At 59.2% G+C, this 26,268-nt stretch carries 22 protein-coding genes, 1 pseudogene and 1 riboswitch; of the genes and pseudogenes, 5 read left to right on the top strand and 18 right to left on the bottom strand.

Features of this window, described 5'->3' with window-relative positions:
* Window positions 1-27: 27 nt before the first annotated feature.
* Complete coding sequence (locus tag NKI66_RS27620; protein ID WP_352753629.1) at window positions 28-381, bottom strand: hypothetical protein; 354 nt, start codon at window positions 379-381, stop codon at window positions 28-30.
* 956 nt (window positions 382-1,337) lie between these two features.
* On the opposite strand from NKI66_RS27620, the gene NKI66_RS27615 reads away from it, so the two are divergent.
* Window positions 1,338-2,393, top strand: a complete 1,056-nt coding sequence (locus NKI66_RS27615) for a cytochrome-c peroxidase (RefSeq protein WP_352753626.1) — start codon at window positions 1,338-1,340, stop codon at window positions 2,391-2,393.
* A gap of 444 nt (window positions 2,394-2,837) precedes the next feature.
* On the opposite strand, the gene metE is transcribed toward NKI66_RS27615, so the two are convergent.
* The 7 genes from metE to NKI66_RS27580 all read right to left on the bottom strand — a co-directional run bounded on the left by metE (window position 2,838) and on the right by NKI66_RS27580 (window position 13,261).
* On the bottom strand, window positions 2,838-5,189 hold the full coding sequence (metE, locus tag NKI66_RS27610) for a 5-methyltetrahydropteroyltriglutamate--homocysteine S-methyltransferase (RefSeq protein ID WP_352753624.1): 2,352 nt from the start codon (window positions 5,187-5,189) through the stop codon (window positions 2,838-2,840).
* 95 nt (window positions 5,190-5,284) lie between these two features.
* Window positions 5,285-5,486, bottom strand: a riboswitch (cobalamin riboswitch).
* A 558-nt stretch (window positions 5,487-6,044) separates the two neighbouring features.
* Window positions 6,045-7,451 (bottom strand): alpha,alpha-trehalose-phosphate synthase (UDP-forming), encoded by a 1,407-nt coding sequence (locus tag NKI66_RS27605; RefSeq protein WP_352753622.1) that lies wholly within the window; start codon window positions 7,449-7,451, stop codon window positions 6,045-6,047.
* Between the two features lie 1,186 nt (window positions 7,452-8,637).
* Window positions 8,638-9,630 carry an adenosine kinase gene (locus tag NKI66_RS27600; RefSeq protein WP_352753620.1) on the bottom strand — a complete coding sequence of 331 codons (993 nt, stop codon included), beginning with the start codon at window positions 9,628-9,630 and terminating at the stop codon, window positions 8,638-8,640.
* A 106-nt stretch (window positions 9,631-9,736) separates the two neighbouring features.
* Window positions 9,737-10,909, bottom strand: a complete 1,173-nt coding sequence (gene metK / locus NKI66_RS27595; protein WP_023812683.1) for a methionine adenosyltransferase — start codon at window positions 10,907-10,909, stop codon at window positions 9,737-9,739.
* A 53-nt stretch (window positions 10,910-10,962) separates the two neighbouring features.
* On the bottom strand, window positions 10,963-12,300 hold the full coding sequence (glyA, locus tag NKI66_RS27590) for a serine hydroxymethyltransferase (RefSeq protein ID WP_352753618.1): 1,338 nt from the start codon (window positions 12,298-12,300) through the stop codon (window positions 10,963-10,965).
* 28 nt (window positions 12,301-12,328) lie between these two features.
* On the bottom strand, window positions 12,329-12,658 hold the full coding sequence (locus tag NKI66_RS27585; RefSeq protein WP_245260337.1) for an ArsR/SmtB family transcription factor: 330 nt from the start codon (window positions 12,656-12,658) through the stop codon (window positions 12,329-12,331).
* Window positions 12,659-12,925: 267 nt separating this feature from the next.
* Window positions 12,926-13,261 (bottom strand): recombinase family protein, encoded by a 336-nt coding sequence (locus NKI66_RS27580; RefSeq protein ID WP_352753616.1) that lies wholly within the window; start codon window positions 13,259-13,261, stop codon window positions 12,926-12,928.
* Between the two features lie 398 nt (window positions 13,262-13,659).
* Here NKI66_RS27580 and NKI66_RS27575 point away from each other — a divergent pair, with 398 nt between their 5' ends.
* On the top strand, window positions 13,660-13,962 hold the full coding sequence (locus tag NKI66_RS27575) for a hypothetical protein (protein WP_023737099.1): 303 nt from the start codon (window positions 13,660-13,662) through the stop codon (window positions 13,960-13,962).
* Entirely contained in the window at window positions 13,959-14,435 is a 477-nt protein-coding gene (locus NKI66_RS27570; protein WP_352753613.1) for a PIN domain-containing protein, read from the top strand. Before NKI66_RS27575 ends, NKI66_RS27570 begins: the two co-directional genes overlap by 4 nt.
* 788 nt (window positions 14,436-15,223) lie before the next feature.
* Here NKI66_RS27570 and NKI66_RS27565 read toward each other — a convergent pair.
* The 6 genes and pseudogenes from NKI66_RS27565 to NKI66_RS27540 all read right to left on the bottom strand — a co-directional run bounded on the left by NKI66_RS27565 (window position 15,224) and on the right by NKI66_RS27540 (window position 18,589).
* Complete coding sequence (locus tag NKI66_RS27565) at window positions 15,224-15,718, bottom strand: MaoC family dehydratase (RefSeq protein WP_352753611.1); 495 nt, start codon at window positions 15,716-15,718, stop codon at window positions 15,224-15,226.
* Between the two features lie 26 nt (window positions 15,719-15,744).
* Entirely contained in the window at window positions 15,745-15,897 is a 153-nt protein-coding gene (locus NKI66_RS27560) for a hypothetical protein (protein ID WP_352753609.1), read from the bottom strand.
* 304 nt (window positions 15,898-16,201) lie between these two features.
* Window positions 16,202-16,735: a bifunctional hydroxymethylpyrimidine kinase/phosphomethylpyrimidine kinase gene (locus NKI66_RS27555; RefSeq protein ID WP_352753607.1), complete on the bottom strand. Its 534-nt coding sequence runs from the start codon at window positions 16,733-16,735 to the stop codon at window positions 16,202-16,204.
* A gap of 66 nt (window positions 16,736-16,801) precedes the next feature.
* Window positions 16,802-17,074, bottom strand: coding sequence for a beta/alpha barrel domain-containing protein (locus NKI66_RS27550; RefSeq protein ID WP_352753605.1), 273 nt, complete (start codon window positions 17,072-17,074; stop codon window positions 16,802-16,804).
* A 75-nt stretch (window positions 17,075-17,149) separates the two neighbouring features.
* A pseudogene (locus NKI66_RS27545) lies at window positions 17,150-17,413 on the bottom strand (thiazole synthase); the annotation flags it as partial.
* Window positions 17,414-17,431: 18 nt separating this feature from the next.
* Window positions 17,432-18,589 (bottom strand): porin, encoded by a 1,158-nt coding sequence (locus NKI66_RS27540; RefSeq protein ID WP_023737095.1) that lies wholly within the window; start codon window positions 18,587-18,589, stop codon window positions 17,432-17,434.
* A gap of 1,002 nt (window positions 18,590-19,591) precedes the next feature.
* Here NKI66_RS27540 and hemN point away from each other — a divergent pair.
* Window positions 19,592-20,953 carry an oxygen-independent coproporphyrinogen III oxidase gene (gene hemN, locus NKI66_RS27535; protein WP_352753603.1) on the top strand — a complete coding sequence of 454 codons (1,362 nt, stop codon included), beginning with the start codon at window positions 19,592-19,594 and terminating at the stop codon, window positions 20,951-20,953.
* 175 nt (window positions 20,954-21,128) lie between these two features.
* Here hemN and NKI66_RS27530 read toward each other — a convergent pair whose 3' ends face one another.
* From NKI66_RS27530 to NKI66_RS27515, 4 genes are all read right to left on the bottom strand, one after another.
* Entirely contained in the window at window positions 21,129-21,320 is a 192-nt protein-coding gene (locus NKI66_RS27530) for a hypothetical protein (RefSeq protein WP_023685615.1), read from the bottom strand.
* 601 nt (window positions 21,321-21,921) lie between these two features.
* The gene (locus NKI66_RS27525) at window positions 21,922-22,512 is read right to left on the bottom strand and encodes an NAD(P)/FAD-dependent oxidoreductase (RefSeq protein WP_352753600.1); all 591 of its coding nucleotides are present in this window, start codon (window positions 22,510-22,512) and stop codon (window positions 21,922-21,924) included.
* A 322-nt stretch (window positions 22,513-22,834) separates the two neighbouring features.
* Window positions 22,835-24,490, bottom strand: coding sequence for an MFS transporter (locus NKI66_RS27520; protein ID WP_352753598.1), 1,656 nt, complete (start codon window positions 24,488-24,490; stop codon window positions 22,835-22,837).
* Window positions 24,487-25,152, bottom strand: coding sequence for a hypothetical protein (locus NKI66_RS27515; protein ID WP_352753595.1), 666 nt, complete (start codon window positions 25,150-25,152; stop codon window positions 24,487-24,489). Before NKI66_RS27515 ends, NKI66_RS27520 begins: the two co-directional genes overlap by 4 nt.
* Before the next feature lie 551 nt (window positions 25,153-25,703).
* On the opposite strand from NKI66_RS27515, the gene NKI66_RS27510 reads away from it, so the two are divergent.
* Window positions 25,704-25,991, top strand: a complete 288-nt coding sequence (locus NKI66_RS27510) for a hypothetical protein (protein ID WP_081726247.1) — start codon at window positions 25,704-25,706, stop codon at window positions 25,989-25,991.
* Window positions 25,992-26,268 lie beyond the last annotated feature (277 nt).

The raw sequence follows: 26,268 nt of genomic DNA, 5'->3' as shown, positions 1-26,268 counted from the left end.
AGGTCATGCGCCCCCGGCTGCCGCTGATCAGACGAACTGGGGAAGGCCAGGAACGGAATTGAGGACCTCGTCCACGAGTTCGTCGCCGGCATGTTCCTTGGCGCAGGCGATCGTCTCGTTGGCGAGGCCGGCGATCTTTGCCATGCTGAGACCCTCACTCATCAATTGCTGGCCGAGCCCCATAAGGCCGCCACCCTCTGGGTCGTCGCCATGATACTTCGCTACTAATTCCGAAGCTCCCGGAATGGCCTCGATCATGCGCGCAACGGGACCGTCGGCCGCGTGGCTTTGCAGGAAACCCAGCATTAACCCAACGCCCTTCTCTGCGAGAGCCGGGCCGATGCCGGCACCAGTGGCGATGCGCGGTAAGAATTCATCCATGCAGGGTCTCTCTCTCTTTGATGAGGTTTACACGGGGCCGGTCCGGCGCCCAGCTCCCTTGGCCGAACCACAATTGAACTCCACAAAAATAGGCCGGCGGAAGTGCTATTGCGCGTAAAACCGCCTCTGTCAACGCAAGCTGCGTCGGACGTGCGTGTTTCGCAAACCGAAGATCATTCCAATTCACTTCATTACGCATTGGCAACCGCACAGTTTGCGGTGGCTCGCTTATGGGCCACTGCCCCGCGTCCGTCAAATGACGACGACAACGTGGTCATCGCCTAGGATCTGTGGATCGAGGTGTGAGGCAGTTACAGCCGGTGGACCTGCTCAAGCGCCGCGCCGGCACAAGGGCTAGATTGGCGATACTGCGCGTATTGGCCATGTCTTTCCTCGCGTGATGGGATGTTCGTAGAAGCGGAACTATATGCCGGTGTGACGGTCGACAAGGCGGACCGGCTATTCCGATAGGACATCCATACTGTCGCATAGACCATCGCTGCTTAGGTATTGAAACCGCCATCGCTGGTGACATCACAATGTGCAGTCGGCGGGTGTCGATAAGGTCGATTCACGCAATCAGCCGGTCAGGAGGAACGAATGAACCCTGAGGTTTCAGAAGGTCACTTTTCGCAAGGCGTGCAGCGCACATCGTGCAAGAGATTGCCATTCTTGCGGATGCTATCGACTTTCTCAACGATGGCGGGAAGATCGCAGTGACCGAATCTACGAAGCCGCCCTCAGGACGTGCTTTGATGCATACAAACGGTTGCCGAGCAGGGATACTCCTCCTCCCTGAAGTCCAATCGAGAAGAGCGATCACTTCCAAGAGGGTCCCAGCTCAGCCGCGAAAACAGGTGCCAGACCCCGATCCTCTCCCTCAACTGATCTAGCTCAGGGCGTTCATGAGCCGCAGATCGCATAGTGGCTGCGTGCACGACGCAGGAAGACCATTTATGAAAATCCTATTCAGAACGATGGCTGTCACCTTGCTGGCACCCACCGCCTTTGCTGCGGATTCGATCCCCACCGGCCTCAGAGATACGGCATTGGCCACCTTCAGGGCTTTGCCATCCACCACGCCGACAGTCGCCAACAACCCGATCACCCCGGAAAAGATCGCTCTCGGCAAGGCACTGTTCTTCGATCCACGCGTCTCGGCGTCAGGCGTCTTGTCGTGCAACTCGTGCCACAACCTGGCCACCGGCGGCGACGACAATCACGAAACCTCGATCGGCCATGGTTGGCAGAAGGGACAGCGCAACGCGCCGACTGTACTGAACGCTGTCTTCAACATCGCTCAGTTCTGGGATGGTCGTGCCGCAGACCTGAAGGCTCAGGCGAAGGGACCGGTCCAAGCCGGCATCGAAATGGCCAATACACCGGACCAAGTCATCGCCACGCTCAAGTCCATGCCGCAATATGTCGAGTGGTTCGATGCAGCTTTTCCGGCTGAAGCCGATCGGGTCACCTTCGACAACTTCGCCAAGGCGATCGAAGCCTTCGAGGCGACACTGGTCACACCGGCCCCGTTCGACAGCTTCCTGAATGGTGATGAGCTTGCCATGACTTCCGAACAGAAACAGGGCCTGGCGCTTTTCATGGATAAAGGCTGCTCGTCCTGCCATGCCGGCATCAACGTTGGTGGGCAAGCCTATTTCCCATTCGGCCTCGTGGAACAGCCCAGCGCCGAGGTCCTGCCGGACAAAGACAAGGGCCGATTTGCGGTCACCAATGCAGCCGATGACTACTATGTTTTCCGCGTGGCGCCGCTGCGCAACGTTGCACTCACCGCGCCATACTTTCATTCGGGCAAGGTTTGGGATCTGAAACAGGCCGTCGCCATCATGGGGACCACCCAGCTTGGCGTAGTACTGGCGGACGAAGAAGTTGACCTGCTTGTTGCCTTCCTCAACTCGCTGACCGGAGAGGCACCCGAGGTCGCCTATCCCATCTTACCCTCCGAAACGGCGACAACGCCCCGGCCTGTAACGCAGATCTCAGGAAAATAAAGGGCTAACTGGCTGCGGACGTCGCAATCGAAAATGATTGCGGCTTTTACTTGTGCCACACGAATTGCCACATCCATCTCCGAATTGGCGGGAGGCTAGCAATACCCGAAACCTGCCACTTCGCCCGTAGTCTGCGCGAATCAACTGGGGAAGCGGACAGACGCGCAGCACCATATATTGTCGCCGCCTGAGCGAACGTGCCAAGCAGTCTACTTTGAGAAACGACGTGTGTACGATTTGTTCGAGGCGCGGGGCCTGTATGTTCCCAAGGACCAATACTATAGCGTAGTGTCACATTCATATTTCTGCGGGATGAGGACACGTGCCGAAGAAAAATCGCACATTTTCGCCGAGTGGCTTATTTCCAAGAGTGTGATCGGTTTGGCATATTCCCGGCCGACATCCGCCAGTCGGCAACTCCCCACACGGTGAGGAAGAGAAGCCTCACGCCTGCACTTTCTGCCGGAGCGCGCGTGCTGCAGCGACCATGTTAATGAGGGCAGGGCGGACCTCCTCCCATTTGCGTGTTTTGAGGCCACAGTCCGGGTTTATCCACAGTTGGCCGTCGGACAGTCGCTCGCGGGCAAGCATGACTAAGTCCGAAATCTCGCCGGCTTCCGGGACGCGTGGTGAGTGAATATCATAAACGCCGGGACCGATTTCGTTCGGATATTTGGAGCTCGTGAAGGCGTCCAACAGTTCCATCTTCGAGCGCGACGTCTCAATCGAAATGACATCCGCATCCATTTCAGCGATCGCGTGAATGATCTCGTTGAACTCCGAATAGCACATGTGGGTATGAATTTGAGTCGCGTCCTTTACACCCGTTGAAGCGATCCGGAAGCATTCGACAGCCCAGTCGAGATAGACTTTCCAGTCAGATTGGCGCAGTGGCAATCCTTCGCGAAAGGCGGCCTCATCGATCTGGACCATCCTTGCGCCGGACCTTTCGAGATCCGTCACTTCGTCGCGGATGGCGAGCGCGATCTGGCGGCAGGCTTCGGAGCGGGGTACGTCGTCGCGAACAAAAGACCAGTTGAGAATGGTGACTGGGCCTGTGAGCATTCCCTTCACGGGCTTTTCCGTAAGCGACTGGGCGAATTGCCACCAGCGCACTGTCATCGGATTGCGCCTCGATACGTCGCCGAAAATGATGGGGGGACGCACGTAGCGCGACCCATAGCTTTGTACCCAGGCATGCTGGGTGAGCGCGAAGCCGGACAACTGCTCGCCGAAATGCTGTACCATGTCGTTTCGCTCGAACTCACCGTGCACCAGCACGTCCAGCCCGATCTCTTCCTGCCAGCGAATTGCAGCCTCGATCTCCTTCTTCAGGAACGTCTCATAGTCGACATAGCTCAGCTGGCCCTTCGCATGAGCGGCCCGCGCCTTGCGTACCTGCGGCGTCTGCGGGAAGGACCCGATGGTCGTCGTCGGGAACGGCGGCAGCCCGAGTGAGCCGGCTTGGACTCTGGAGCGCTCGCCAAAAGCGCTCTCTCGTCGCTTCGCGCTGTCCTCAATGCTAGCGATCCGCCCCTGAACAAGCGGGTCATGGATCCTCGTGGATGTCACGCGCGTGGCGGCAGCCTCGGCAGACGCTTTCAACGCGCCTGCCACCGCATCCCTGCCTTGGGACAGGGCCCGGGCCAGCAAGACCAGCTCGTCGGTCTTCTGGGCCGCGAAGGCGAGCCACGACCTGATGTCCGCCTCGAGTTCCGTCTCCATGCGCAGGTCGATCGGCACATGCATCATCGAGCAAGAAGGCGCGATCTCGACGCGGTCCAAGGGCCAGCCGGCGACGATCGGTTTGATGCGGTCGAGAATGGCGGGCAGGTTCGCACGCCAGACGTTGCGGCCATCGATCAAGCCAAGCGAGAGCACCAGATCCTTCGGAGCGAGCCGACCCACCGTTTCCAGCTGCTCGGGAGCGCGCACGAGATCAATATGCAGCCCGGCCAAGGGCAGAGAAACCGCGGTTTCGAGATTGTCTCCCAGCGACCCGAAATACGTAGCCAGCATGATCTTCAGCTCGGGCGCGGCTTTCGACAGCTGGCCATAGGCGAATTCGAACGCAGCTCGTTCGTTCGGGTTCAGATCGAGGACAAGCGCTGGCTCATCGATCTGCACCCAGTCGGCTCCCGACAGCTTCAGCTTCTGCAGGACTTGCTCGTAAACGGGCAGCAGCCGCGGTAGGAGCGCGATGGGACCGAACCCCTCGGCAGGCGATTTCGCCAGCTTGAGGAAGGTGATGGGTCCAAGGATGACTGGGCGTGTGTGAATGCCGAGAGCTTTAGCCTCGAGGAAGTAATCGACCGGCTTCGATGACGAGAGGGCGAACGCCTGATCATCATCGAGTTCCGGCACAATGTAGTGGTAGTTGGTGTCAAACCACTTGGTCATTTCCATCGCGGTTACACCAGGTCCATGAGCCTGCTCCTGGTGACCAGCGTGTCCACAATCCTCCGTCTGACCCTGGTTGCCGCGCGCCATTGCGAAGTAGATGTCAAGTGGGACCTCGCCGCTATTCCAGCCGTAACGGGATGGAACGGCCCCGACCATGGCTGCGGCGTCGAGCACATGGTCGTAAAGCGAGAAGTCGTTCGACGGGATTTTCGACACGCCGCGATCGCGCTGCTCTTCCCAGCTAGCGGCACGGAGCGCCTTCGACGTCGTGAGAAGGTCGCCAGCGGACGATGTTCCGGACCAGTAGCTTTCAAGCGCGAATTTCAGTTCTCGCCGACGACCGAAGCGCGGCACGCCGAGCGTTGCTACAGGAATTTCCTGAGAGTCAGTCATGTCATACCCCGATGGTTGGGGCGCCGATGACAAGGAAGGCGCTAGCAGGCCGGCACGAACGCCGGCTTGCAGCGGCCACCGAGACACCCCGCCCGTGGACGTAATTCGCCGTGGCAGGTCTCCTGGCTCGCGGGGTCATAGCCTCTACCCGTCTTCCTGAGGGTATTCGCCTCAGTGACATGAGTGGGGTTGGCTCGCCGCTAACAGTTGCGGGGGCAGCGCCGGCATTGCACCGGCTTCCCTCTTAGCTCCGCTGCGGCAGCGCCGCACGCGAGAACCACGACACGCAGACAATCACAGCAGTCCGCTCTTTTGTCAATGACGCATAACGAAATGTTTATGTCGTTATGTGATTTCGCTTTTACGCTTGTCTAACATTGTGAAATATTCAGTCGCATTGGCGGCGCTGCTCCGCTGCCACCATTGTCCAACTAATGGATCCCTGTCGGGCTGCGACATCCCTCGCAGGTCGCCGATGAAGGATTTCGGACGAGACTTCAAGCGCGTGACAACGTCATTAGAATGCAGAAGATCGCATTGGTGGCGATGTCTAACGATGCGGCGGCAAGTCGTGCGTGCGTGGTAGAAGCGGTTTTCTCGGAGTGAGCGCCAAACCGCGGGAATTGGCACGCCAGTCGTCATCACGGGTGACTAGGCAATCGTGATGACTCCGCTCGGCGGCAAGAGACCACACTGACGGAGCCTGGCTCAAGGGTCTGATGCAAAGCCCGACTGTGGTCCCGATAAGCCGCTTAAGCCGCATTCAGGCGGTCAGGATAAGTATCTCTCTCTCCAAGCGCTCGGCATTGAGGGATGCGCAAATGCAGGCAAAGCTCGCGTGCTTCATATTCTGCATCATACGATCGGCAGGACCCAGTTTTTATAAAGTGCACGCGTCAGCGCGGTGTGCAATTCTGGCTCGGTCCGATACGAAGGCATTTGGGCCTCGCTGATCCAGCCCAAGCCAACATAGTGGAAGTGATCCGCAGGGACCGTAACCCGGCTGCTGTCCAGTTGCCGAACGAAGTCCGCTGACCAATGGTGGATCGTATACGCTTCAAGTTTGTCCATCATCCTCCGCCAGCGTTGGATGCGTTCTTCGCGCGGCATGCTGGCCGCTCTTGAGATCGCGGTAGCTATCTCGTCGGAGAGCCTCGGATTTACCAGCAGGGCGTCCTCGCCGAAGTCTTCGGCCGCGCCGGCAAACTTCGATAACACCAGAACGCCAGGGTCGCTCGGATCTTGTGCAGCAATGTATTCTTTCGCCACAAGATTCATGCCATCGCGCAACGGCGTCACAACGCAAACACGCGCGGCTCTGTAAAGACCCGCGATCTCAGCTTGGGTGAACGACCTGTTCTCATAGATAATCGGCATCCACTCGTCCGTGCCATGCCGGTTGTTGACTTGATTGACGAGTCTTTCGACGTCGCGCCGATATTCGCTGTACGCTTGGATGTCGCCACGTGAGGGAGTTGCGATTTGCAAGAGCGAGACACGTTGCGGCTCGACTGCCAGCAGATCGAAAGCTTTAATCCGATTGTCGATGCCCTTGGTGTAGTCGAGCCGATCGACGCCGATAACTAGCTTTGCTCCACCAAGTTTCAACTGCGAAATGTAGGCTTTCTGCGCCTCAAGCGAATCTGCGGCACACTGTTCGAATTGCTTCGGATCGATACCTATAGGAAACTTTTGGCATTGCGTCTGGCCATGGTCCGAGAAAACGACCCCGTCCTTGCTCTCCAGCCCCAAATGAGATTGGACACAGGCGAGGAAATTGCTCACATCACGGTCGGTCTGGAAACCGAGCAGATCATACTCGAGCATACATTTCATTAGCTCGCCAGAATTGGGCACGCGCTCCATCATGTCAGACTCGGGCCATGGCGTATGCAGGAAATGGCCGATCGGCCGGTCAATACCGAGTCTGTGCAAATCAGCGCCGAGCGGCAGGAAATGATAGTCATGAACCCAGTAGACTGCGTTATCTCCCAATTCGGACACCGCGCGCGCCATGAAGGCATTGACGTCGCGATAACTTTTATAATCCTCTTCCGAGCCTGAGATCCGGTCCGGCAGCGAGTGGAGCGCCGGCCACAATATTGAATTTGCAAAACCTTGATAGTACCGAGGATAGTCCGCTGCCGGCCCAGCGAGCCACCCGATTTGACCTTTGCCACGCTGTACGAGGGGCACCTGTTGCTTATCGCCGTCGCCCAGATGCTCGGAAAAACCTACCCAGACCGCGCCGGAACGCTCCACAACGCACTCCAGGGCCGCCGAAAGCCCGCCTGTCTTGGGCTGATCAGAATTGACAGTCGCACCGCGATTGGAAATTGCGATAAGCAACTCCTATGTGGCTGCTGGGCCGCCGTGTTGAAGCGCTGGTCTGCGGCTGAGACAACAGGACGGGACGGGCCAACTTCGGCTTGTTGTTCTGGCTCCTGTGGCAAGTCTCTCATGGGTTGTTCAAAAGTGATTAGTTCGCGAACAGCCCCAGTTTGCCATGTGAGGTTCCGGCGCGGCGAGTTGGCGTTGTTCAATGCATCCATTTCATGCCTCCGTTGAATATTTCCCCCAGATGGAGCAACTGGAATTCCAAATTCGCACACCCCCTGCTGACGAGAATCTGACGAGCGTGGGAGCAAATGGCGACGGATTGTCGTGTTTCCGCTTCGGCGCCCTCAAGAACCTGCTTATCGCGAAAAATAGCTGGCGACGCGATCGAGCGGACCGTGCTTGCGGTAATTGTCGATTGTTCGGATAAGAGATACACCCAGTAGGTGCCAGCACCTGTTGAAATGAACTGAAACTATGTCGCTGCCGCCAAGGCTGCCCGGCCCGTGATGCGATTCTGCGTCTGCCGAAGAGCTTTGACACGGAGATCGGAGAGGGCGGGGTAGTCCCTTTCCGCCCGTCAGGGTCCGTTTTTATCGCAATCCCTTCCTCGTTGCCCTCGACGATCCCAAAATCGTGGAAGCCAGACCGCGATGCCTAGGTTCGGATGTGTGAAATACCAGCTAGGCGAGCACTTCCTAATATCCGCGGAATGCCGGGCTTCATATCCGGCGCCTCGTCGAGATGACGAAGATGAAGCCTTGCTGCCAATTCCGCTGGTCCCAGACCAATGGCTAACCAGTCTGCCCGCATTCGGAATCGTGGGACGTGATCGCAAGTCAAGTGCTCCGACGGACGCCGCGGTTCTCCGTTACCTCAGGAACCTTACTGGCCTTCCCCAAGCTGAGCTTCTGGAAAATGCCGGTGGCGATCTCGATGACGGTGAATGCCGTCAAGGCATGCCCGCCTTGCACCCCCTTCCAGCGAGCTTCACGGCAGCAGCATCGGTCAGTTCTCCGAAGCGAATGGCTGTCGTTATCAGCGAGCTTTGACACAGTTCCGCCACTGCGATGATCGCGTCGGTTGGGCAGCTGGTTAGTTGCCCGCGCATCTACAGCAACCCAGCCCGTTCCGCCTCGCGGCGCAAATTCTGCCTTGGCCTGGGGCCGATCTGCTGGATCACCAATCCGGCCGCCAGTGAGCCAAGGTCGCCGCAGGTCTGCAGGTGGCGGCCTTGCGTGTAGCCATGCAGGAACCCGGCGGCATAGAGATCGCCGGCACCTGTCGTGTCGACCAGTTCCTTGATCGAGGTCGCCTTGATGACCACGGTCTCGTCGCCGCGCACGATGACCGAGCCCTTTTCCGAGCGGGTGACGGCGGCGATCCGGCAATCCTTGCGGATCTGCGCCAGCGCTTCGTCGAACGACGATGTCTGGTAGAGCGACTTGATCTCATGGCTGTTGGCAAAGACGATATCGACCGTGCCCGAACGCATCAGGTCGAGGAACTCGTCTCGGTAGCGGTCGACGCAGAACGAATCCGACAGTGTCATGGAGACTTCGCGGCCCGCCGCGTGCGCCAGCTTGGCCGTCTGCCGGATCGCTTCCTTGGCGCGCGGCGGATCCCACAGATAGCCTTCGAAATAGGTGACCTTGGCACCGGACGCCTTGTCGGCCTCGACATCCTCCGGCCCAAGCTCGACGCAGGCGCCGAGATAGGTGTTCATCGAGCGCTCGCCGTCGGGGGTGACGAAGATCATCGAGCGCGCCGTCGGCGGCTCGCCCTTGAGCGGTTTGGTGTCGAAGGCGACGCCCTGCGCATGGATGTCGTGCGCATAGATTTCGCCCAGCGCATCATTGGAGACCTTGCCGAAGAAGGCGGCGCGTCCGCCGAAGCTGGCGACGCCGGCCGCCGTGTTGCCGGCACTGCCGCCGGAGGCCTCGATCGCCGGGCCCATGCGGCTGTACAGCAGCTCGGCGCGCCTTGTGTCGATGAGGTTCATCGCGCCCTTGATGATGCCGTTGGTCTGGAGGAATTCCTCGTCGCACTGGGCGATGATGTCGACAATGGCATTGCCGATGCAAAGCACGTCATAATCCGGCATCAAAATCTCCGCCAAAAAACCCGAGCCGGCTTCTCGCCACCTGCCAGGCGCGGGTCCGCCCGGTGGGAATGGGCTTTCCGCTTGCCAATCCGTTCGCCGGCGGCTCTCACGGGGCGGCGAGTCCTGCCTCGCGACGCAATTCGTCCGCCCTGTCTGTCTTCTCCCAGGTGAAATCAGGCTCTTCACGGCCGAAATGGCCATAGGTGGCTGTATTGCGGTATATAGGGCGCAAGAGATCAAGCATCTTGATAATGCCTTTCGGTCTGAGATCGAACAACTCAAGAATGAGGCGCTCGATCCTGCTTTCCTCAACCCTGGCTGTCCCGAACGTGTTGACCATGACGGAAACCGGACTGGCCACGCCGATTGCGTAAGCAAGCTGCACCTCGCACACGTCCGCAAGTCCGCTGGCGACGATGTTCTTTGCGACATAGCGGGCCGCGTAGGCAGCCGAGCGGTCAACCTTGGACGGGTCCTTGCCCGAGAAGGCGCCGCCGCCATGACGACCCATCCCGCCATAGGAATCGACGATGATCTTGCGTCCAGTGAGACCGCAGTCGCCGCGCGGCCCGCCGACTACGAACCGCCCCGTCGGGTTGACCAGAATTCTGATGCCTTCCGTCTCCAGGTGGGTCGGCAGGACAGGCTTTATGATTTCCTCAATGACGCCCTCGCGGACAGTCTCTTGCGAGACCTGCTCGTCATGTTGCGTCGACACGACGATCGTATCCAGGGCGACCGGGCGCAACCCCTCATAGCGCACTGAGACTTGGGACTTCATGTCAGGACGCAACCAGCCAAGCTGTGCCTTCCGGACATACGCCTGCCGTTTCGTCAAGCGATGAGCGAGCTGGATCGGCAAAGGCATCAGGGTATCGGTTTCGCGGCATGCGTAGCCGAACATGAGGCCCTGATCTCCCGCTCCCTGCTGGAGGTCTTGCCCTCTTCCCTCGTCAACGCCTTGGCTGATGTCGGGCGACTGCTCGGTGAGGGCATGGACGACGGAGCAACGCCGGCCGTCGAAGCCGACGGCCTCGTCGTCGTACCCAATGTCGAGAATCGTATCGCGCGCAACTTGGCTGTAATCCACCTGGGCATCGCTGGTAATCTCGCCAGCCAGAACGACTATCCCTGATTTTACCAACGCTTCACAGGCGACGCGCGCCTTGGGATCTGTGCGGAGGATGGCATCGAGGATGGCATCCGAGATGTTGTCGGCCAACTTATCCGGGTGCCCCGCGCCAACCGATTCGGAAGAGAACACGAACTGCCTAGCCATGAATACCTCGCTTCGGGTGTTGGATGTGGTATGGGCATTTTGCTTGGCCCACCTTACTTGTCGGAGATGCCCGGGACCTCGAACGCAGCGCACAAGTCGGCAACGTCTCTTCGCACGCAGGCATGGAGATCTTCGTCGTCTGGCCGCTGGAGGACGGAGTCAATGAAGCCAGCAATTTGCTCCATTTCCACATCGCGCATGCCCATTGACGTCACTGCTGGTGCCCCCAGGCGAATTCCGCTTGTGACCGCCGGATCCCGCGGGTCGCCAGGCACCATATTGAAGTTTGTGATGATTCCTGCCTTTGCTAGTCGCTCGGCATAGGCCTTGCCCGATAGTGGCCGATTGCGAAGATCAAGGATCAGCATGTGATTGTCCGTCCCCCCGGTCACCAGGTCATGACCTCGCTCAAGCAGTGCATGTGCCAGAGCCTTGGCGTTCTTGACCGTCTGTTGGCCGTAGCTTCGGAAGGACGGGTTCGCGGCTTCGTGCAAGGCAACCGCTAGCGCAGCGATGGCATTCATGTGAGGCCCGCCTTGCAGGTGAGGGAAGACCGCCCGGTCTATTCGTCTGGCGAGATTGTATTTGCTCTTTGTATGATACAGGGCCTGATAGCGATCTTCGTTCCTTGACAAAATGAAGCCACCGCGGGGACCGCGGATCGACTTGTGGGACGTGCTGCTGACCACGTCGCAATGGCCCACGGGATTCGGGTGCGCTCCCGCGGCAATCAGGCCGCTGATGTGCGCAATGTCGGCTACGAGATAGGAGTTCGCTTCCAGGGCAATTTCTGCCATTGCCGCGTAGTCAAAGACACGCGGGTAAGCAGTTCCGCCGACCCAAATGAGCCGCGGCCGTTCCCGCTTGGCTGTCTCGCGCAAGCGGTCATAGTCAATCTGCTGTGTCGTTTCATCCAACCCATAGGGCACGCGTTGATAGTCAGTACCGGAAAAGTTGATGGCCCAACCATGAGTCAGATGGCCCCCTTCCGGAAGGGGCAAGCCCATGACTATGTCACCGGGACTCAAAAGCGCACGATAGACAGCCTGGTTGGCCGGCGAGCCGGAATAAGGCTGGACGTTGGCATGCTCGCTGCCAAATAGTGTTTTCAGGCGCTCAATGGCTAGATTCTCAAGCTCATCAACGATCTCGTTTCCAGCGTAGTAGCGCGCACCGGGGTACCCCTCGGCGTACTTGTTCGTGAAAATCGAGCCGTTCGCTTCCAGCACGGCCGAGGACGCAAAGTTCTCTGAGGCGATGAGCTTAAGCGTCGTTCGCTCCTGCCGCTCCTGTCTCAGAAGCAGCTCGTGAACGCGGCAATCAACTGCGGCCAAGGAAGACCGCCCGTAGGTGTCGGGCTGTGCGATCGTGCCGTCGGCGGAGTTGTCCATGGTAGCTTCGCGCTCCAATTGGATTGACCTATTTCACGATCAAGCACGCGGTCCCCTTCGGCCGCGTGTCTCGTACCGCTTCGAGCCGCTGCAGGTCCTGTTTATGATAGCCGTCGCGATGGGGCAGGAGATCAACCAATAATTGAACCAGCCCGCCGTCGTTGGATCCTGCGTTGAGATGGTACGAGCGCCACGGAGGCTGTTCGTTGCAGCAAAGAAAGTCGGCTCTGGCGAGCAGCCGGACGTGTCGCGCAACCCGCTCTCGACACACGCCCAGAATCTCCGCTAGCTCGCAGACAGTTAGGTCCGCATGCGCACAAAGGCCCAGGATTCGAAGACGGTCAGGATGCGCTGCCATGCGTAGGCGACTAATCAGTGTCATCATGGCTCAGAACCACGTCCTACCGAATTTCTCATTTCGCGTTCTCCACAGAAGTTGCAGATTTCGAAGGTTGTCCAACGACCGGACAAATCTCGGTGGCCGTGACGACCGTCGATATCCTGTGTCGAACAAACAAATCGGCGCTCTTCTTGCCTTTAGCCGAAATTGCAAGCAGTTCGGCGAGTCGAAGATAAGCGGGGCCACGGTTTGGAACCACTGAGCTCAGACGTTGCAATAAGCCTATCATTCACAGCGAGCCGAAGTTGCTAAGAGTCTACGAATTTCCTTGAAGGATCTGTTGCAACGTTTGCCCAGCCTGGCCTGCTCCCGGTTTGCAGCGGTCATCGTCAGGCGATCCATCGCCTCTGCGAGCACGGAATTGCCCTGCATCGCATCGCTGATCAGCTCCTGAAAGCCGGGACGCAACAGCGACGCGCCGCAGATCGCGCGGTAGGTATTGCTGTCGACGACTGTCCAGCCTTGCTTTTCAGCACGCAAGCAGCAGAGCCGCAACTGATGCTCGATCGAGGCGTCTCGGTGATTGTCAGTTGAGTAGCGAGCGCCAAGCGCGACCTTCATGAGGCGGCCCCTTACTCCGGGACGCGGTCTCGCGTCTGGCTATCCGTTTCGGCTTGAACGAAATCCCGTGCGGCCTGTCGCGCCAGCAGCCGGACCAGATTGACGAAGCGTCGATCGGGCTTCGGCGATGCAGGCACAGCCGATTCGCGGGCCACGCCGGCGACCACACGAAGCTTTTCGGCTGTTGCCGTTTCGGCGCGCTATGATCGCGCTCCTGTCCTGACGCGAAATACTCCGTTTCGCGACACAATGATGCCAAGTCACAGTGCTTCGACAAGCTGGAAATTCTTGTGATCAATAACGCGCGTCGCGCAGGAGCCAGTGCTGGCCGATGACGGGGCACCTTGTGCTCCGAAGAAGCCATGGCTATGTATCCGGATAGAGAACGGAGGCACGCGATGGGCAACACTGCACAGAAGAGAGCGATCGAGAATTATCGCTCTCGCCTGGCTGAGCGCGGCATCGCGCGGTTCGAGATCCAGGCGTTCGACGCAGACCGCGATCTACTGCGAACTCTTGCCCGAAAATTAACGGAGAGCGGGCCGGATGCCCGACAGCTTCGTCGGACCATACAGCAAGCGGTGGCGGGTGAGCCACCGAAAGCGGGCAGCATTCTCGCCGCGTTGCGTCGCTCGCCTCTGGTTGGCTCCAGTCTCGATCTCAGCCGGCCGCGCGAAGAGGGGCGCAAGATCGACCTGTGACGCGCTACCTTCTTCATACCAATATCATCAGCAACGTCATAAAGCCGGAGCCTTCGGGCTCGTTGCTGGCCTGGATGGGCGCGCAGAAGGACGAAGACCTCTTCATTGCTTCGCTTACTGTCGCCGAAATTCGCCGAGGCATCCTAGAGAAGCCGAAGGGGAAAAAGCGCAGCAGCCTTGAAACTTGGTTCGAGGGCTCCGAAGGCCCGCCAGCGCTGTTCGCTGGCCGCGTGCTATCGTTCGACGAGAAAGCTGGCCTCGTGTGGGCGCGGCTGATGGCCAACGGCAAAGCCAGAGGCCGTTCGCGGAGCGCCCTAGACACAATCATTGCCGCTATAGCTGAAGCCAACGAGTGTGTCGTAGTGACCGACAATGAAAAGGACTTCGAGGACGTTCAGATAATCAACCCGCTCCTTAGCTCTGGAAGCCAAGCGGGTGATGATAGCTCCAACGGTCCGGCCGATTTAATTTGAGGATTTCAGCGGCACGGAGTCCGAACGTCTCGTGTTCGCCTACCTCTAGCGATGGCTGGATTGATCTTGCTTAGTTCGGCCAGGGACGTCTCTTCCAGTTCCGCTTTAATGCCATCCCGGTTCATCTAGTCAGCTCGATCTACCAACAGTTCGCACGCACGAGCGCCGCGGACAAGGCGCGATCGCAGGGACTGCGCGATACGCGTGTCGAGCTCGTCCATCTTACACTCGATCTTGTCTTCGAAGGCCTCTCGCCAACGCCACTGTAGTCGATCCCGCGTGCGGCTCGGGGGCCTTCTCATCGAGGCTTTCTCGCGACTGGTCTGGCGCGCTACCAATGGCAAATTCGCCCGCCGGGAACTCGTTGGTCTGTACTCCCAGCTCTGGGCGTCCACATCAACTGCGGAGCTCTTGGCATCGCCGTGTTCTGCCTTTAGCTGGCAGCTCTCGAGCTCGACGAGCAGCCGATCAGCGACACCCGCGACCTCAAGTTCGACCCGGTTGACTCGATAACACCCTATTGGCAGATTCAGTCGGGGAGGATCTGCCCACTCCGATCACAAGCCGATCTTTCGACCCCGTGGTCGGGAATTCTGCATGGACCTTCGTGAAGAAGGAATGCAGCGCCGAAAGCCGAAGCGCTTCCGATACATCGATGCGAGCCCCGATTAGGCATTCCTGCCACTCTATCTAGCCGACCCCCGTGGCCGCGTTGCCGATCGGTGCGCACTGGTCGCCTACATCGCCCCGGCACGTGAAGATCGTCTCTGCTGACGCTCGTTGACAATTCAGGCCGCCTCCGGCTGGCGTTTGATCAGCGTCAGCGTCAACCAGCGCGCGGTCAGCGCCGGCTTTTTCGAGCCCTCGATCTCAATCGTCACGCCCAGCGCCGTCTGCACCCAGCCCGACGGCCTGACCTTGACGTCGGCCAGTACGAAACGGGTGCGGATGCGCGATCCGGTTTTCACCGGCGCCAGGAAGCGCAGCGATTCGAAGCCATAGTTGACACCCATCTTGCAGTTTTCGAGCGGCCGCATGGTCTCGAAAGTCATCGCCGACAAAAGCGAAAGCGACAGGAAGCCATGTGCGATGGTGCCGCCGAACGGCGTCTCGCGCTTGGCGCGCTCCGGATCGCAGTGGATGAACTGGTGGTCATCGGTGGACTCGGCGAACTGGTCGATCATCCGCTGCGAGACCACCCGCCACGGCGACACGCCGACTTCCTTGCCGACGCTGGCCAGAAGCTCGTTGAGACTGATCGGTTCCAAGCTAATGTCGTCCATTTCAACCATCCGAAGCGCGAGCGGCTTCATTCCGTGAACAGTGTCAGCCCATGCTGCACCGACTGCCGGCCATCCATCGGCAGGATGGCCCCGGTGAGATGACTGCCGTCATAGCTGCACGAATAGAGCGTTCCGCCGGCAATCTCATTCGGCGCACCGATGCGGGCCGATCCGAACATGGCTGCAGACGAGCTGGCTTGTACCTCGGTCGCGGTGCGCGTCCTGCAGGCCACTGAAAACAGCTCGTCTTGCTACCGGTGATCATTCCGCCGGCGCCGCTATGCAGTATTGTCGCAGATTGATAAAATCAATTGTCTGGATAGGAACCATCCGTGTCTCGAATGGTGGAGGAGTAGTCCAGCAGACGGGATGGCTTGTGGTCCTTCTTGAAGCGCGCCGACCTCATTGGCGGCTAGCTCTGAGCCGGTAAGCAGCGCCAGTTCAATGACATTGGGTGTCGACACGGCAAAGCGGCATCAGATGCTACTTCATGATGCGGGATGGCGCTTGCTTCAAGAAGCGCTCGCCTGACGTGGAAGCCAGCACCGGATCTGGACTGTCGATATGCGCCCGATATTCGCGCAGCACAGCGGCAACCGCAGCGACGATGATCTCAGCTGTTGCGAGCATGCCAACCTTGGTGCCGGCCACTCTGTTAGCCTGAAGCGCAGCGCGCATCTGATCCGCCACCAGACCGGGTTGCGTAACTTGGATTTCCAAGGCGTCTTGATGGGTTTGCACCGTCAGCGCGCTGACAGCAAGGCAGGTGCGCACGTCAAGGCAAGCGATCGTCTCGATCCGCGGGCAATTCCAGCCCCACCGCGGGAATCTGACCCGACAACAACGAGCAGATGCGGTTCTCGCCCCAGCGCCATTGCTCTGTCTTTCGATCCATTCTCGCGTGCGCGCTTCTGGGGCGTCGTTCATCGCAAGGTCGGTGACCACGGCTGCGCTTTCGGCGCCAGCCTCGAAAAACGCCTTCGAGCCGGTCAGGTTGAGGCCGTCGATGGAGATCAATGGGATCGGCGCGACCTGGTGCTTCCACTCGCTGATCCGCTCGAGCCCTTGCGACGCCCATTCATCTTAGGCTAGTTGGATAGACTGGGCCGAGCGCCACATACTCCGGCTCGGCCACTGGCGCAGTTCGGTGTGATCGTGGATCGAAAGGCCGAGCTTCAATCCGGCGTATTTCATCGTCAGCATCGGCGGCAGCCAAATCCTTTTGACCAAGATGGACGAGTCGCAGCCTTCCTCGATTGCCGTGCGCCAATAGTCGTTGACGCTCACTTGGCAACCATGGACCGCGCAGGCGTCGTTCGCGCAGCGGATTTCCGTCTGCAGTCCTTTCTCGTCCATATCCTTTATCCGGAGCTGCACCAGACTCACGCCGAGCGGCACCAGCCGGTCAATCCCGCCGGCACGTCCACGACTTCATGAGAAGACGGCCCTGCCGATCGTCGGTGGGTAGCGCGGTTCGAGCATTCCCGAGCTGAAAGCTTCACGACCGGCATCGACCGCTTTGCCGAACGCACGCGCCATGCCGACCGGATCGGCCGCCCTCGGGACCGCCGTGTTCAGGAGCACGGCGTCAAACCTGAGCTCCATGACGGTCGCCGCGTACGACGGCCGTCCGAGCCGTGGATCCACAATCAACGGAATGTAGGGAAAATGTCCGCGCATCAACTGGACCTCGGAGCTCAACGCTTCATCGCATTAGAATGAGCGTTCGAAACGCAGGATACCGCCGACACTGCTCTTCTTGTTGGCATTGGTCCAGTTCACTTCGGAAGCTTTCACCTTTCCGACGGCGGAGCCTCCGTAGCGGTCATAGTCGAGTTCAGCCGTAACTGTGAAATCTGGAAGAAGCGCATAGGCGACGTTCGCAGCGACACCATAGTTCTTGAGCTGATCACCCGAGAGCTGAAGGTTGAACGAAGTTGTCTCGTTGACCTCGTAAGCGGCGCCAGCCCAGAAAGCCCAGTTCCCGCCCCAAATCTTATAGAAGCCGCGACCATGAGCGTCGATCGCGTTCATGGAGTCGTCGTTGAGCTTGCCATTGGAACCGTAGCCGAACATTCCGAACAGCAACAGTTCGTTGGTGACATTGATGTCGACACGGACCTTGGCGGCTACCGATTCGTAGTTGCTATCATAACCAGCAACGCCGGTGATCGCTCCCCAGCCATGTGTGTATTTCAAGCCGCCGACTATGTGCGGAGCGTAGTTGTCGATTGTGCCGACCGCGCCTGAGCCTTCTTCGAGCGAAACCACGGCGGAAAAGCCGTTCGCGGCGTCGAAGTAGTACTGGACCACATTGGTATCCAAAGCGCCGTACGGAACCGGTGTCTGGTTGAGTACGTCACCCGCGCCGCCAATAAACATGTCGAAGGCCGACCAGTCCTTACCAACTCGGAGGCCACCAAGCTGAATCCAGGCGAAAGTCAAGATGCTGTCTCCGTTGAAGGCATAGGACCGAGAACTGTCCGAAACCGAAGTGTGGCGGTTACCGAAATTCACGCGGGTTTCGGTGTAGGTCTTCAACGTGCCGAGTTCGGTCTCCTGGCCGGCCCAAGCTTTCAGTGTGAAGCGCGTGTTGTTTTGCCATGTACCCTGATCCTCACCAGTCCTCACATCTGAGGTTCTTGCGTGGTAAAACAATCCGACATCGCCCAAGCCCACGTAGTAGCTGAGATAGCCGCCGATGCGCAGGCAGGTCTCGGTGCCTGAAATGTAGACGTAGCCCGAGCCGTAGACGTCGCAGATCTTGACGTACTCAGTCGGATCAGGCTCGGGGACGATGATCACGGCGCGAGCGTCGGAAACGGCGACCAGTGCCGCAGTTGAGCCGAGGAGGAGGCTCCCAATGGTCATTATTGATCTCCGTCTAAATAGTAAAAGGAATCGAGACCGGTAAATGATTTTTGCCAAGCAAACGATTGGTAGCGCATCAAGCTGAATTCTAGGAGTGTTGCTGCACCTGTCGTGCTAATGCTCAGGAGAATTTAGAATGTGATTGAGACTTGTTGTCAGATATATTAAGCAGTTATCACTCCCGGACGGTCATACAACATTTTTATACAATCACCCCTTTTCACCTCCGCGGTTGGCCTTACAAAGGGTACTACTGCAAATAACGTACCATCCTGACGACCCAGCTGCGGCTTGAAGCTCAAATGTGCGGGCGGACCTTGGTTCCCGCTTCCGTTCTTTTTGCCTTGCGGATCCACCCAAGCAGGAACGGCAAATCTTTCGGCTACGGCTCGTCTGTTCGCTTCGCGACAGTTTGGCTTAATGGCGACGGCATTGTTTGCTGTGAGCCCCGCCGTTGAGGCATCATGCGGCGGCCACCGCCCGGTACGACGCCGTCACTTTGGCGAGCTGATGGTCGATAACCACGCGCCGCAGCCTTGCACCACTGAATCAGTAGGCGCTAGCCTTGGCAGTGCGGCGGACCTGACGGTCGCGTCGAGCAGGTTCTCGTCCTGAAAGCGGCGCGCCACAGCTAATGCTTCTTGCCAGCAATTCACACAACGAGCTCATCGAGATGGCAGAGATCACTATGGGGCGGCGCTAGCTGGCGAGCAAAGTCTGGTCCCAACACCGTATTGTCTCGTCGGATGCGGCATCTGCGCTCAGAAGAATCTCCCACGCGCAGATGAAGGGAAGGTACGGTGGAACAAAACGGTGCGCGTGAGGGTTGCGGCGGGAACACCACGCTGACCGAGTGCGCTCAGACCATCGCTGTCCAGCCAAGACTGAACGGCGCCCATTGCTAAAAAATTTCGAGCCCAAAGCGGAACGGACTGACATAGCGCAAAGACGCAGGCGAGCGCAGCGGTAAGGTTGGATGTTATCAGCATGGGACGGTGACCGTTGCAGACCACGAAATTTCGAGAGGCCCGGCTGCCTTGGTACACTATCTATCCGGCTGTGTCGGAGTTCTCTGGGGCGGTCGGCGCCGAGGCTTATGAGGAATGGCTCAGGAACCTGCCGGCTGATGATCCGGTGTCACTCTATCTGCACGTTCCGTTCTGCCGATCAGCCTGCTGGTATTGCGGCTTCCCAACCACCATCACCCGCCGTGATGCGCCCATCCTCAACTATCTGGCGGCGCTGCGTGACGAGATCCGTCTGGTTTCGGTGCGAGTGCCGAAGACGTTGCCCGTGAGCGACATACATTTCGGCGGCGGAACGCCGTCTCTCATCGGACCAGCCGAGTTCCTCGCTCTGATGGAATTCCTGCGATGCCGCTTCGCCATCTCGAAAACAGCTACGGTCGCCATCGAGATCGATCCACGCACGCTCACGCCCGAGATGGCGGAAGGCTTGGGAGCGGCCGGCGTGAACCGCGCGAGCCTGGGCGTACAGAGCTTCGATCCCATTGTTCAAAAAGCGATCAACCGGATCCAGAGCGAGGCCCAGACGTCGGCTGCCGTGGAAATGCTGCGCCGGCATGGAGTAAGCCGCATCAACTTCGACCTCATCTACGGCCTGCCGCGTCAAACGGTGGAGGCGTGCGTCGAAACAGTGAGGGCGGCGGTCGCCATGCGCCCCGACCGGCTTGCCTTGTTCGGCTACTCGCACATCCCATCCCAAATAAAGAATCAGCGCCTCATCGAGGCGGAATTTCTTCCCGACAGCGCTGCCCGCGCTGAACAGTATGCGGCTGTCACCGTGACGCTGATTGCCGCCGGCTACCGACAGATCGGGCTCGACCATTTCGCCTTGCCGGACGACGAGCTCGCGCTGGCACAGGAAACAGGTCGCCTGCGACGTAACTCGTTGGGCTACTCGGCCGATACCTGCAGAACCCTGATCGGTTTCGGCGCGTCGGCTATCGGCCGCATCGGCCAAGGATACGTTCAAAACGAAGTTACACGGGATTCCTACATCCGGCACATCGCAGCTGGCCGACTGGCGACATCGAAGGGCCATCGCCTCACAGACGACGACCGCGTGCGAGCCGCAATTATCGAGCGATTAATGTGCGATTTCGAGGCTGACGTGCCGGCAATCTGTGTCGCCCACGGATTTGGTCCGATCCGTCTTCGCGATTCGGCTGAGCGCTTGGCCATGCTGGCCAAGGACGGGATAGTGGACTTCGAAAACGGCTTTGTCCGCGTACGGCGGGAGCATCGCTTTGGGATTCGCGCTGTCGCTGCCGCATTCGATGTTTTTAGGGATGGCGTTACGTATATCCCGCAGCAGCTTAATGCGATGCAAAGCACGACATAGTCCGGCATCAATGTCTCCGCTTGGAACCGCCGGCCTACTTGCCACGCCGGCCGGGCGCTGGTCTGGCAAGTGGCTTTCCGTTTGCCAATGCGTTCGTTCCGGGCCCTCACGGGGCGGCGAGTCCCTGCCGTGAGCGCCTCACCCGCGAGGCTACATGGCGGCCGTGGAGATTACCTCAGCAGCGGCGCCCGATCGGAAACCTTAGCACCTCAGCGCTTTGGCGTGGCTGCTTGAACTCTTCGACGGCAACCGCCTCAATTAGCAGGTCCAAGGCTTCGCGGCCCCTTTGACTCATCGGGTCATCCCCACAAAGGTAGTCATACGCTCGATCTAAATGCACTCGGGCGGCGGAAAAATCGCTTATCATATCATAGAACCCTCTCTACCCGCCCGCATTGCCGTCTACGAGGTGAAGGTAGTGCAATCGTCAATATATACAGACAAATTTGAATTAAATCGGAGATGATCATGGAGGTCGAGTTCCCTTACCTGATGCCGCCATTGAGCCCGCCGACGACCACTCGCTGGCGCTCGGTCGGTTCATAAATGCCGAGCACCCCGTCCCGAGACCACCTCTGACCTCCCTCCTTCGATGCTATACGCGTGGAAGACATGGCTGCGCCGCCGCTGCGAGAAAGGCGTGTCCCATCGCGCGGCGGCTGCATAGTGGGTAGCCAGCGCCGGGAGCTAATCGGCAAAGCCGCGTGTGGCGATTTTGCATAGCGGGCGCAGGCGAATCGCCACGCCCGTCCAGCATGTCCGATGCCGCGTAGGCCGCCAGGATCCCTGAGCGGAGTGCATGCACGATCCCGCGTGATGACTTGGATCGGCACAGAACAGGCAGTCGCCCGCCGCGACCCAGCGGTCACCGGCGGCGGGATCGATCGTTGCGGTTCCCGCCGCCTTGATCATGCTGGCGGTCTCGATTGCGTTGGGCGGCACGAGCGGCGCGATGGACTGCGTTGCGGCTAAAGCGCGGTACCAATGTCCGGCTTTGCGCAGTTCGCTGCCCAGATCCGGATCGGTGAGGCACGCGCAAGTCGGCGCTGTACCACCAGCCTTCGGGACGCGCCTCGACGACCATGCTGCAATCGCCCGGTGCGTGGTCGAAAAAGCGTGTGTAGGCGGCAAGATGTCCGTGCATGGTGAGCTTGGCGCCGAAACATCGCGCCGGCCTCCAACTGCGACCGGTCGCCCAAACCACGTGCGCGGGCAACGATAGCTTCATCGGCCAGCTTGAGCAGCCAGCCTTGATCGTCGCGCACTGCCGAACCCACGGCCGAGCCAAACCGCGTGTCCACACCTGCCGCCTTGGCCGCCTGCACCATCAGCCGGTCGAATCGCGTCCGGTCGAGCTGCCAGCCGGCACCTTGAGCGGAAAACATGCCGTGCCGCTCGCTGGGAACTTCATTGGCCCACACCGAAACAAGCGCACGATTTTCAACGAAGCCGGCCTCGGCGAACGGCGTCCAGACACCAAGCTGACGCAGCAGCCCGTTAGCTACTGCCGGCAGCACCTCTCCCGGCTTTGGCCGATCATGCCTTCCTGCTTCCAGCAACAGCACGCTCCGCGCGGGTGCATGTGGTCGCCGCCGAACGTGATCGTCTCAGCGAGCTGGCGGGACAAAATGCCAACGTCGAGATAGCCTTGGCCCGGATCAGCGAGGCGGGCTGAGGAAGACCTTTAAATTCAAAAGGTGACACGCGGCAATAGTCGCGTGCCGCTGCAGCCCCAGGCTCCGCTTCACGGTGGGACCGATCGGCCGCACTCTCAGCCTGTGGTTCTTCTCTGCCACCCACATCGAATTTTGGTGGATTGTCCGTCTCCCGCACCGGTTTGAGCGCGATAGACAAGAATCGCGTTTCTGTGCCGGCCGGGCTTCAATGACGGGGATGGCGAAAAGCTGAGTGCTCGGGCTTGCGGGCCGAGCTTGTCGGTCGCTCGATGGAAAGTGTCATCTGAGGCGCTTCCTCTCCCGCGTGCAACTGGAAGACACGCTCGTCCAGTTCCTTGTCCACTTCCGTCAGACGATGATTGAGGCGAAGGTAGTCCGTCCAGGTCGGCGTGCGGAACGTTTCCGTCCAATGCATAGGCTTCTGCAAGTTCCGGTGGAGCGTCCAATTCCGAGCACCGACCCGGCTGTGTACATGACGCCGCTGCCGCATGAGGTCGAGGAAAGCCTCGAGATCTCTCTCGGCTATCAGATATTCGACCTTGACCACGATCGGGCCGCTTCTCGGCTTCAGGTTGAGCGCGACAGCCGGGGCATCGAATTCCTCCAGAGGATCGGGCTCTGAGTCGCGGCGCTCGCGAAGAGGAAACAGAACGCCGGCTGCAGCGACGAACATCAGGGAGGCAGCGGAACCCTCCAGCGCCAGGGCCAGCGAATGGTTTTCGGCCACCGTGCCCCACACCCAGCTGCCGAGCGCGATGCCACCATCTATCAAAGCATAGTAGATCGAGATCGTGCGCCCCACGACCCAGCGCGGGCTTGCCAGCTGCACGCTCACACCGACCCCTGACCAGGCGGTGACCCAGCCCGCGCCGCCCAAAGCGAGTGCAATTGCCGCCACCCCGATCGAAGTTGTCAGTGCCAGGGAAAGTGAGCACGCCGCGCAGGCGGCGCAGGAGAGCCTCATCAGCCGCTCCTGCGACAAGCTCCGTCTGAACAGGCTGTTGGAGAGGCCAGCGAAGACGGCTCCGGTCCCGAAGCCGGCCATGAGCGCGCCATAGGCGAGCGGGCCTCCTCCCAGCTGATCGCGGACAACTACCGGCAGCAGCGCGAGTATGGCGATGCTCGCCAAGCCAAAGAGGGTTCCGCGCGCGATCGCTGCCTTGATTTCCGATGACATCGCCGTGAAGCGCAGCCCGTCATAGATCGCCGTCCTCATCGACTCGCGTGGAAGAGGGGAAGAACGAACCTTCCACTTGCAGCGCCAAATAGTGGCCAAGGGTACGAAATAGGTGAGCGTGGTCACCGCGAATGCCGCCATAAGGCCAAACGAGGCAACTACAATGCCGCCGAGCGCCGGGCCCACAGTCCGGACGGTATTGAATCCAACAGAAAGCAGGGTGACGGCAGCGGGAACATCTCGTCGATCCACAATATCGCCAACCGACGCTTGCCAGGCCGGATCATTGAGAGCACCGCCGCTTGCGATCAAGAAGCTGAAGCCGAGGATCATCCACGGACTGACAAAGCCCAGCGCCACCGATGCGGTCAGCATCGCGGAGGCAGTCACCATAAGGCACCGACCGGCGAACATGACCCGGCGCCGGCTGAAATTGTCAGCGAGAGCCCCGGCGAAGACAGACAAGACGAAGGCGGGCAGGTTCGATGAAGCCTGAACCAACGCAACCATCAGATCGGAAGTCGAGATCGTTGCCATCAGCCAGCTGATGGCGACAGTCTGCATCAACCAGCCGAGGCTTGAAACCTGCGTGGCGAGCCAGATCGAGCGAAAGGTGGGCTGCAGAAGTGGCCCAAAGATCGTTGGTGCAGCCAAATCTTCGTTTGATCCAGCCACCCTACTCATTTTGCGATCCTTTGCTTTCCGTTATTGTCGCTTCCCATGTAATCTAGGCTGAACCGTGGCGGCTGGAAGAATAGATGGACCAATTTGTCTCCGACGATGTGGCCACAGTTCCTCCTGACCAGTGGTCTGGCGGCCGAGACGCAGACATGGGCCGGCTCACTCGCCTTCGACGACATGTTGGTGAGCCGGAATTCACATGTCATTTGAGGCATCATGCTCGTTCGACGCGCTGCCGAGCGATTTTTCGCGACGTTACCCTGTTCTTTTGTTGGAAACTCACTCATCAGCGGCGTTCGATGCTGAGTGTGGCTTCCGAAAAGTGAGGACGCTTGCAGATCTTTGACAGGATCAGTTCCCTGATAGATGCACACGATTGCCAGGCCGCGATCGAAGACGCGCGCGCCCTGCTCCTTCAGTTCGGACAAAAGTCTGATGCGCTCACACATGCGATCGACGAGTTTCTGCTCGACCTGATGACATTGGCTTTCATCGTCGAATGTTACGGACGCGGCTTTGAACTTTTGGCGCGAACGCTTGCCCGTAGAAGGCTGGCGAAGGTCAGACTGTTGTCGGGAGGGGTCGGCCGGGCAGAACGGGTTCGAAAGCCTGATGGCTGAACCGGCGATCGAGCCGCGTTCCATTAACGACGTGGCGACCGCCAAAAAAAAGGGCCATCGGAAAACCGAGGCCCTTTAGGTGTAAAGTCAAAACCTTCAGAGGGGAACAGCTGATACGATGGAATGGGAGGAAACCATCGCGTGCATCAGCTGTAAGCTTAATGGCTAAAAATTGTGCAATGCGCAAACACACTTTGTGCAATGCAGCTGTGCAGTAACGCAGAGCCTCAAGTTGCAAGATCGAGTTTGGAAAGTTTGCTGCTCGTACGGTGATGGGCGAGATCCTTAAGGTATGTACGGCGGCATGATGGACGCTTGCAAGCATCCATACAAGATTATCGCGAAGCTAAAATAAGAGGTTCGATCCAATCGGCGATGCTCAATAGCCGCGCCATTCTGGTTCAGCCGGGCGTTACATCGCCTCGCCAAGTGGAGGATGTATTGGTCGCGAGCAGCCGCGCGCCAATTTGGAACCCACGACCATATGCAACGATTGGGCACTGTCCGAAAGAAGGCCGAGAACTGTTGAAAGTGCGCTAGATGGAGATATTCTGAATCGGAACGGGGGCCTGGTTCATCGCCAAAGCGAGACATGGATGAAAAGCAGATCGCGCCCAACGCCTGATCCAACCATTGCAACGGAAGTCCCCTGGTCGGAAAGCCTAACCGCATATGATGACAAGCATTTCGAGCTCTATTTGAAGCTCATGGACGCTTGCGCCGACAGTGCCAGCGAAGAGGAGATGGCGCTGGATGTACTGGGTATCGATCCGGTCAAAGAGCCAATCCGCGCCCGTAAGGCCCTTCGCAGTCATCTCAAACGGGTGCTCTGGTTTATGCATGAGGGCCATAAGGAACTGCTTCCAAGCCGACCGCCTCAATAACTGCGGCGCCGAACAAGGTTGCCCGAGAGATCAGGTGGCGCCCTCGGGGGATGCGAGGACGCTTGAAAGCCGCAATCGGGTTATCATCTCCATAGTGCGTGTGTTCGGCTCCGCACGGCAAGTGCCCTTGAGTCGAGGAGGAATGCACATGAAGAAGAAAGTTCATCTGGAAGCCTGCTGACCGATCCCTTGGGGCCCATAATCGGGTCCCAAGTTGTTCCCGACGAGCGTTGCGTGGGGCGGATGCAGGACCAGCCGGAAATCGAGCCCGGGCGTG

Origin of the sequence: Mesorhizobium sp. M0518 (assembly GCF_040321125.1) — a bacterium.
GTDB lineage: Bacteria > Pseudomonadota > Alphaproteobacteria > Rhizobiales > Rhizobiaceae > Mesorhizobium.
Note: the sequence above shows the minus strand (reverse complement) of the source record. Positions and strands in the feature narration are given on the sequence as shown.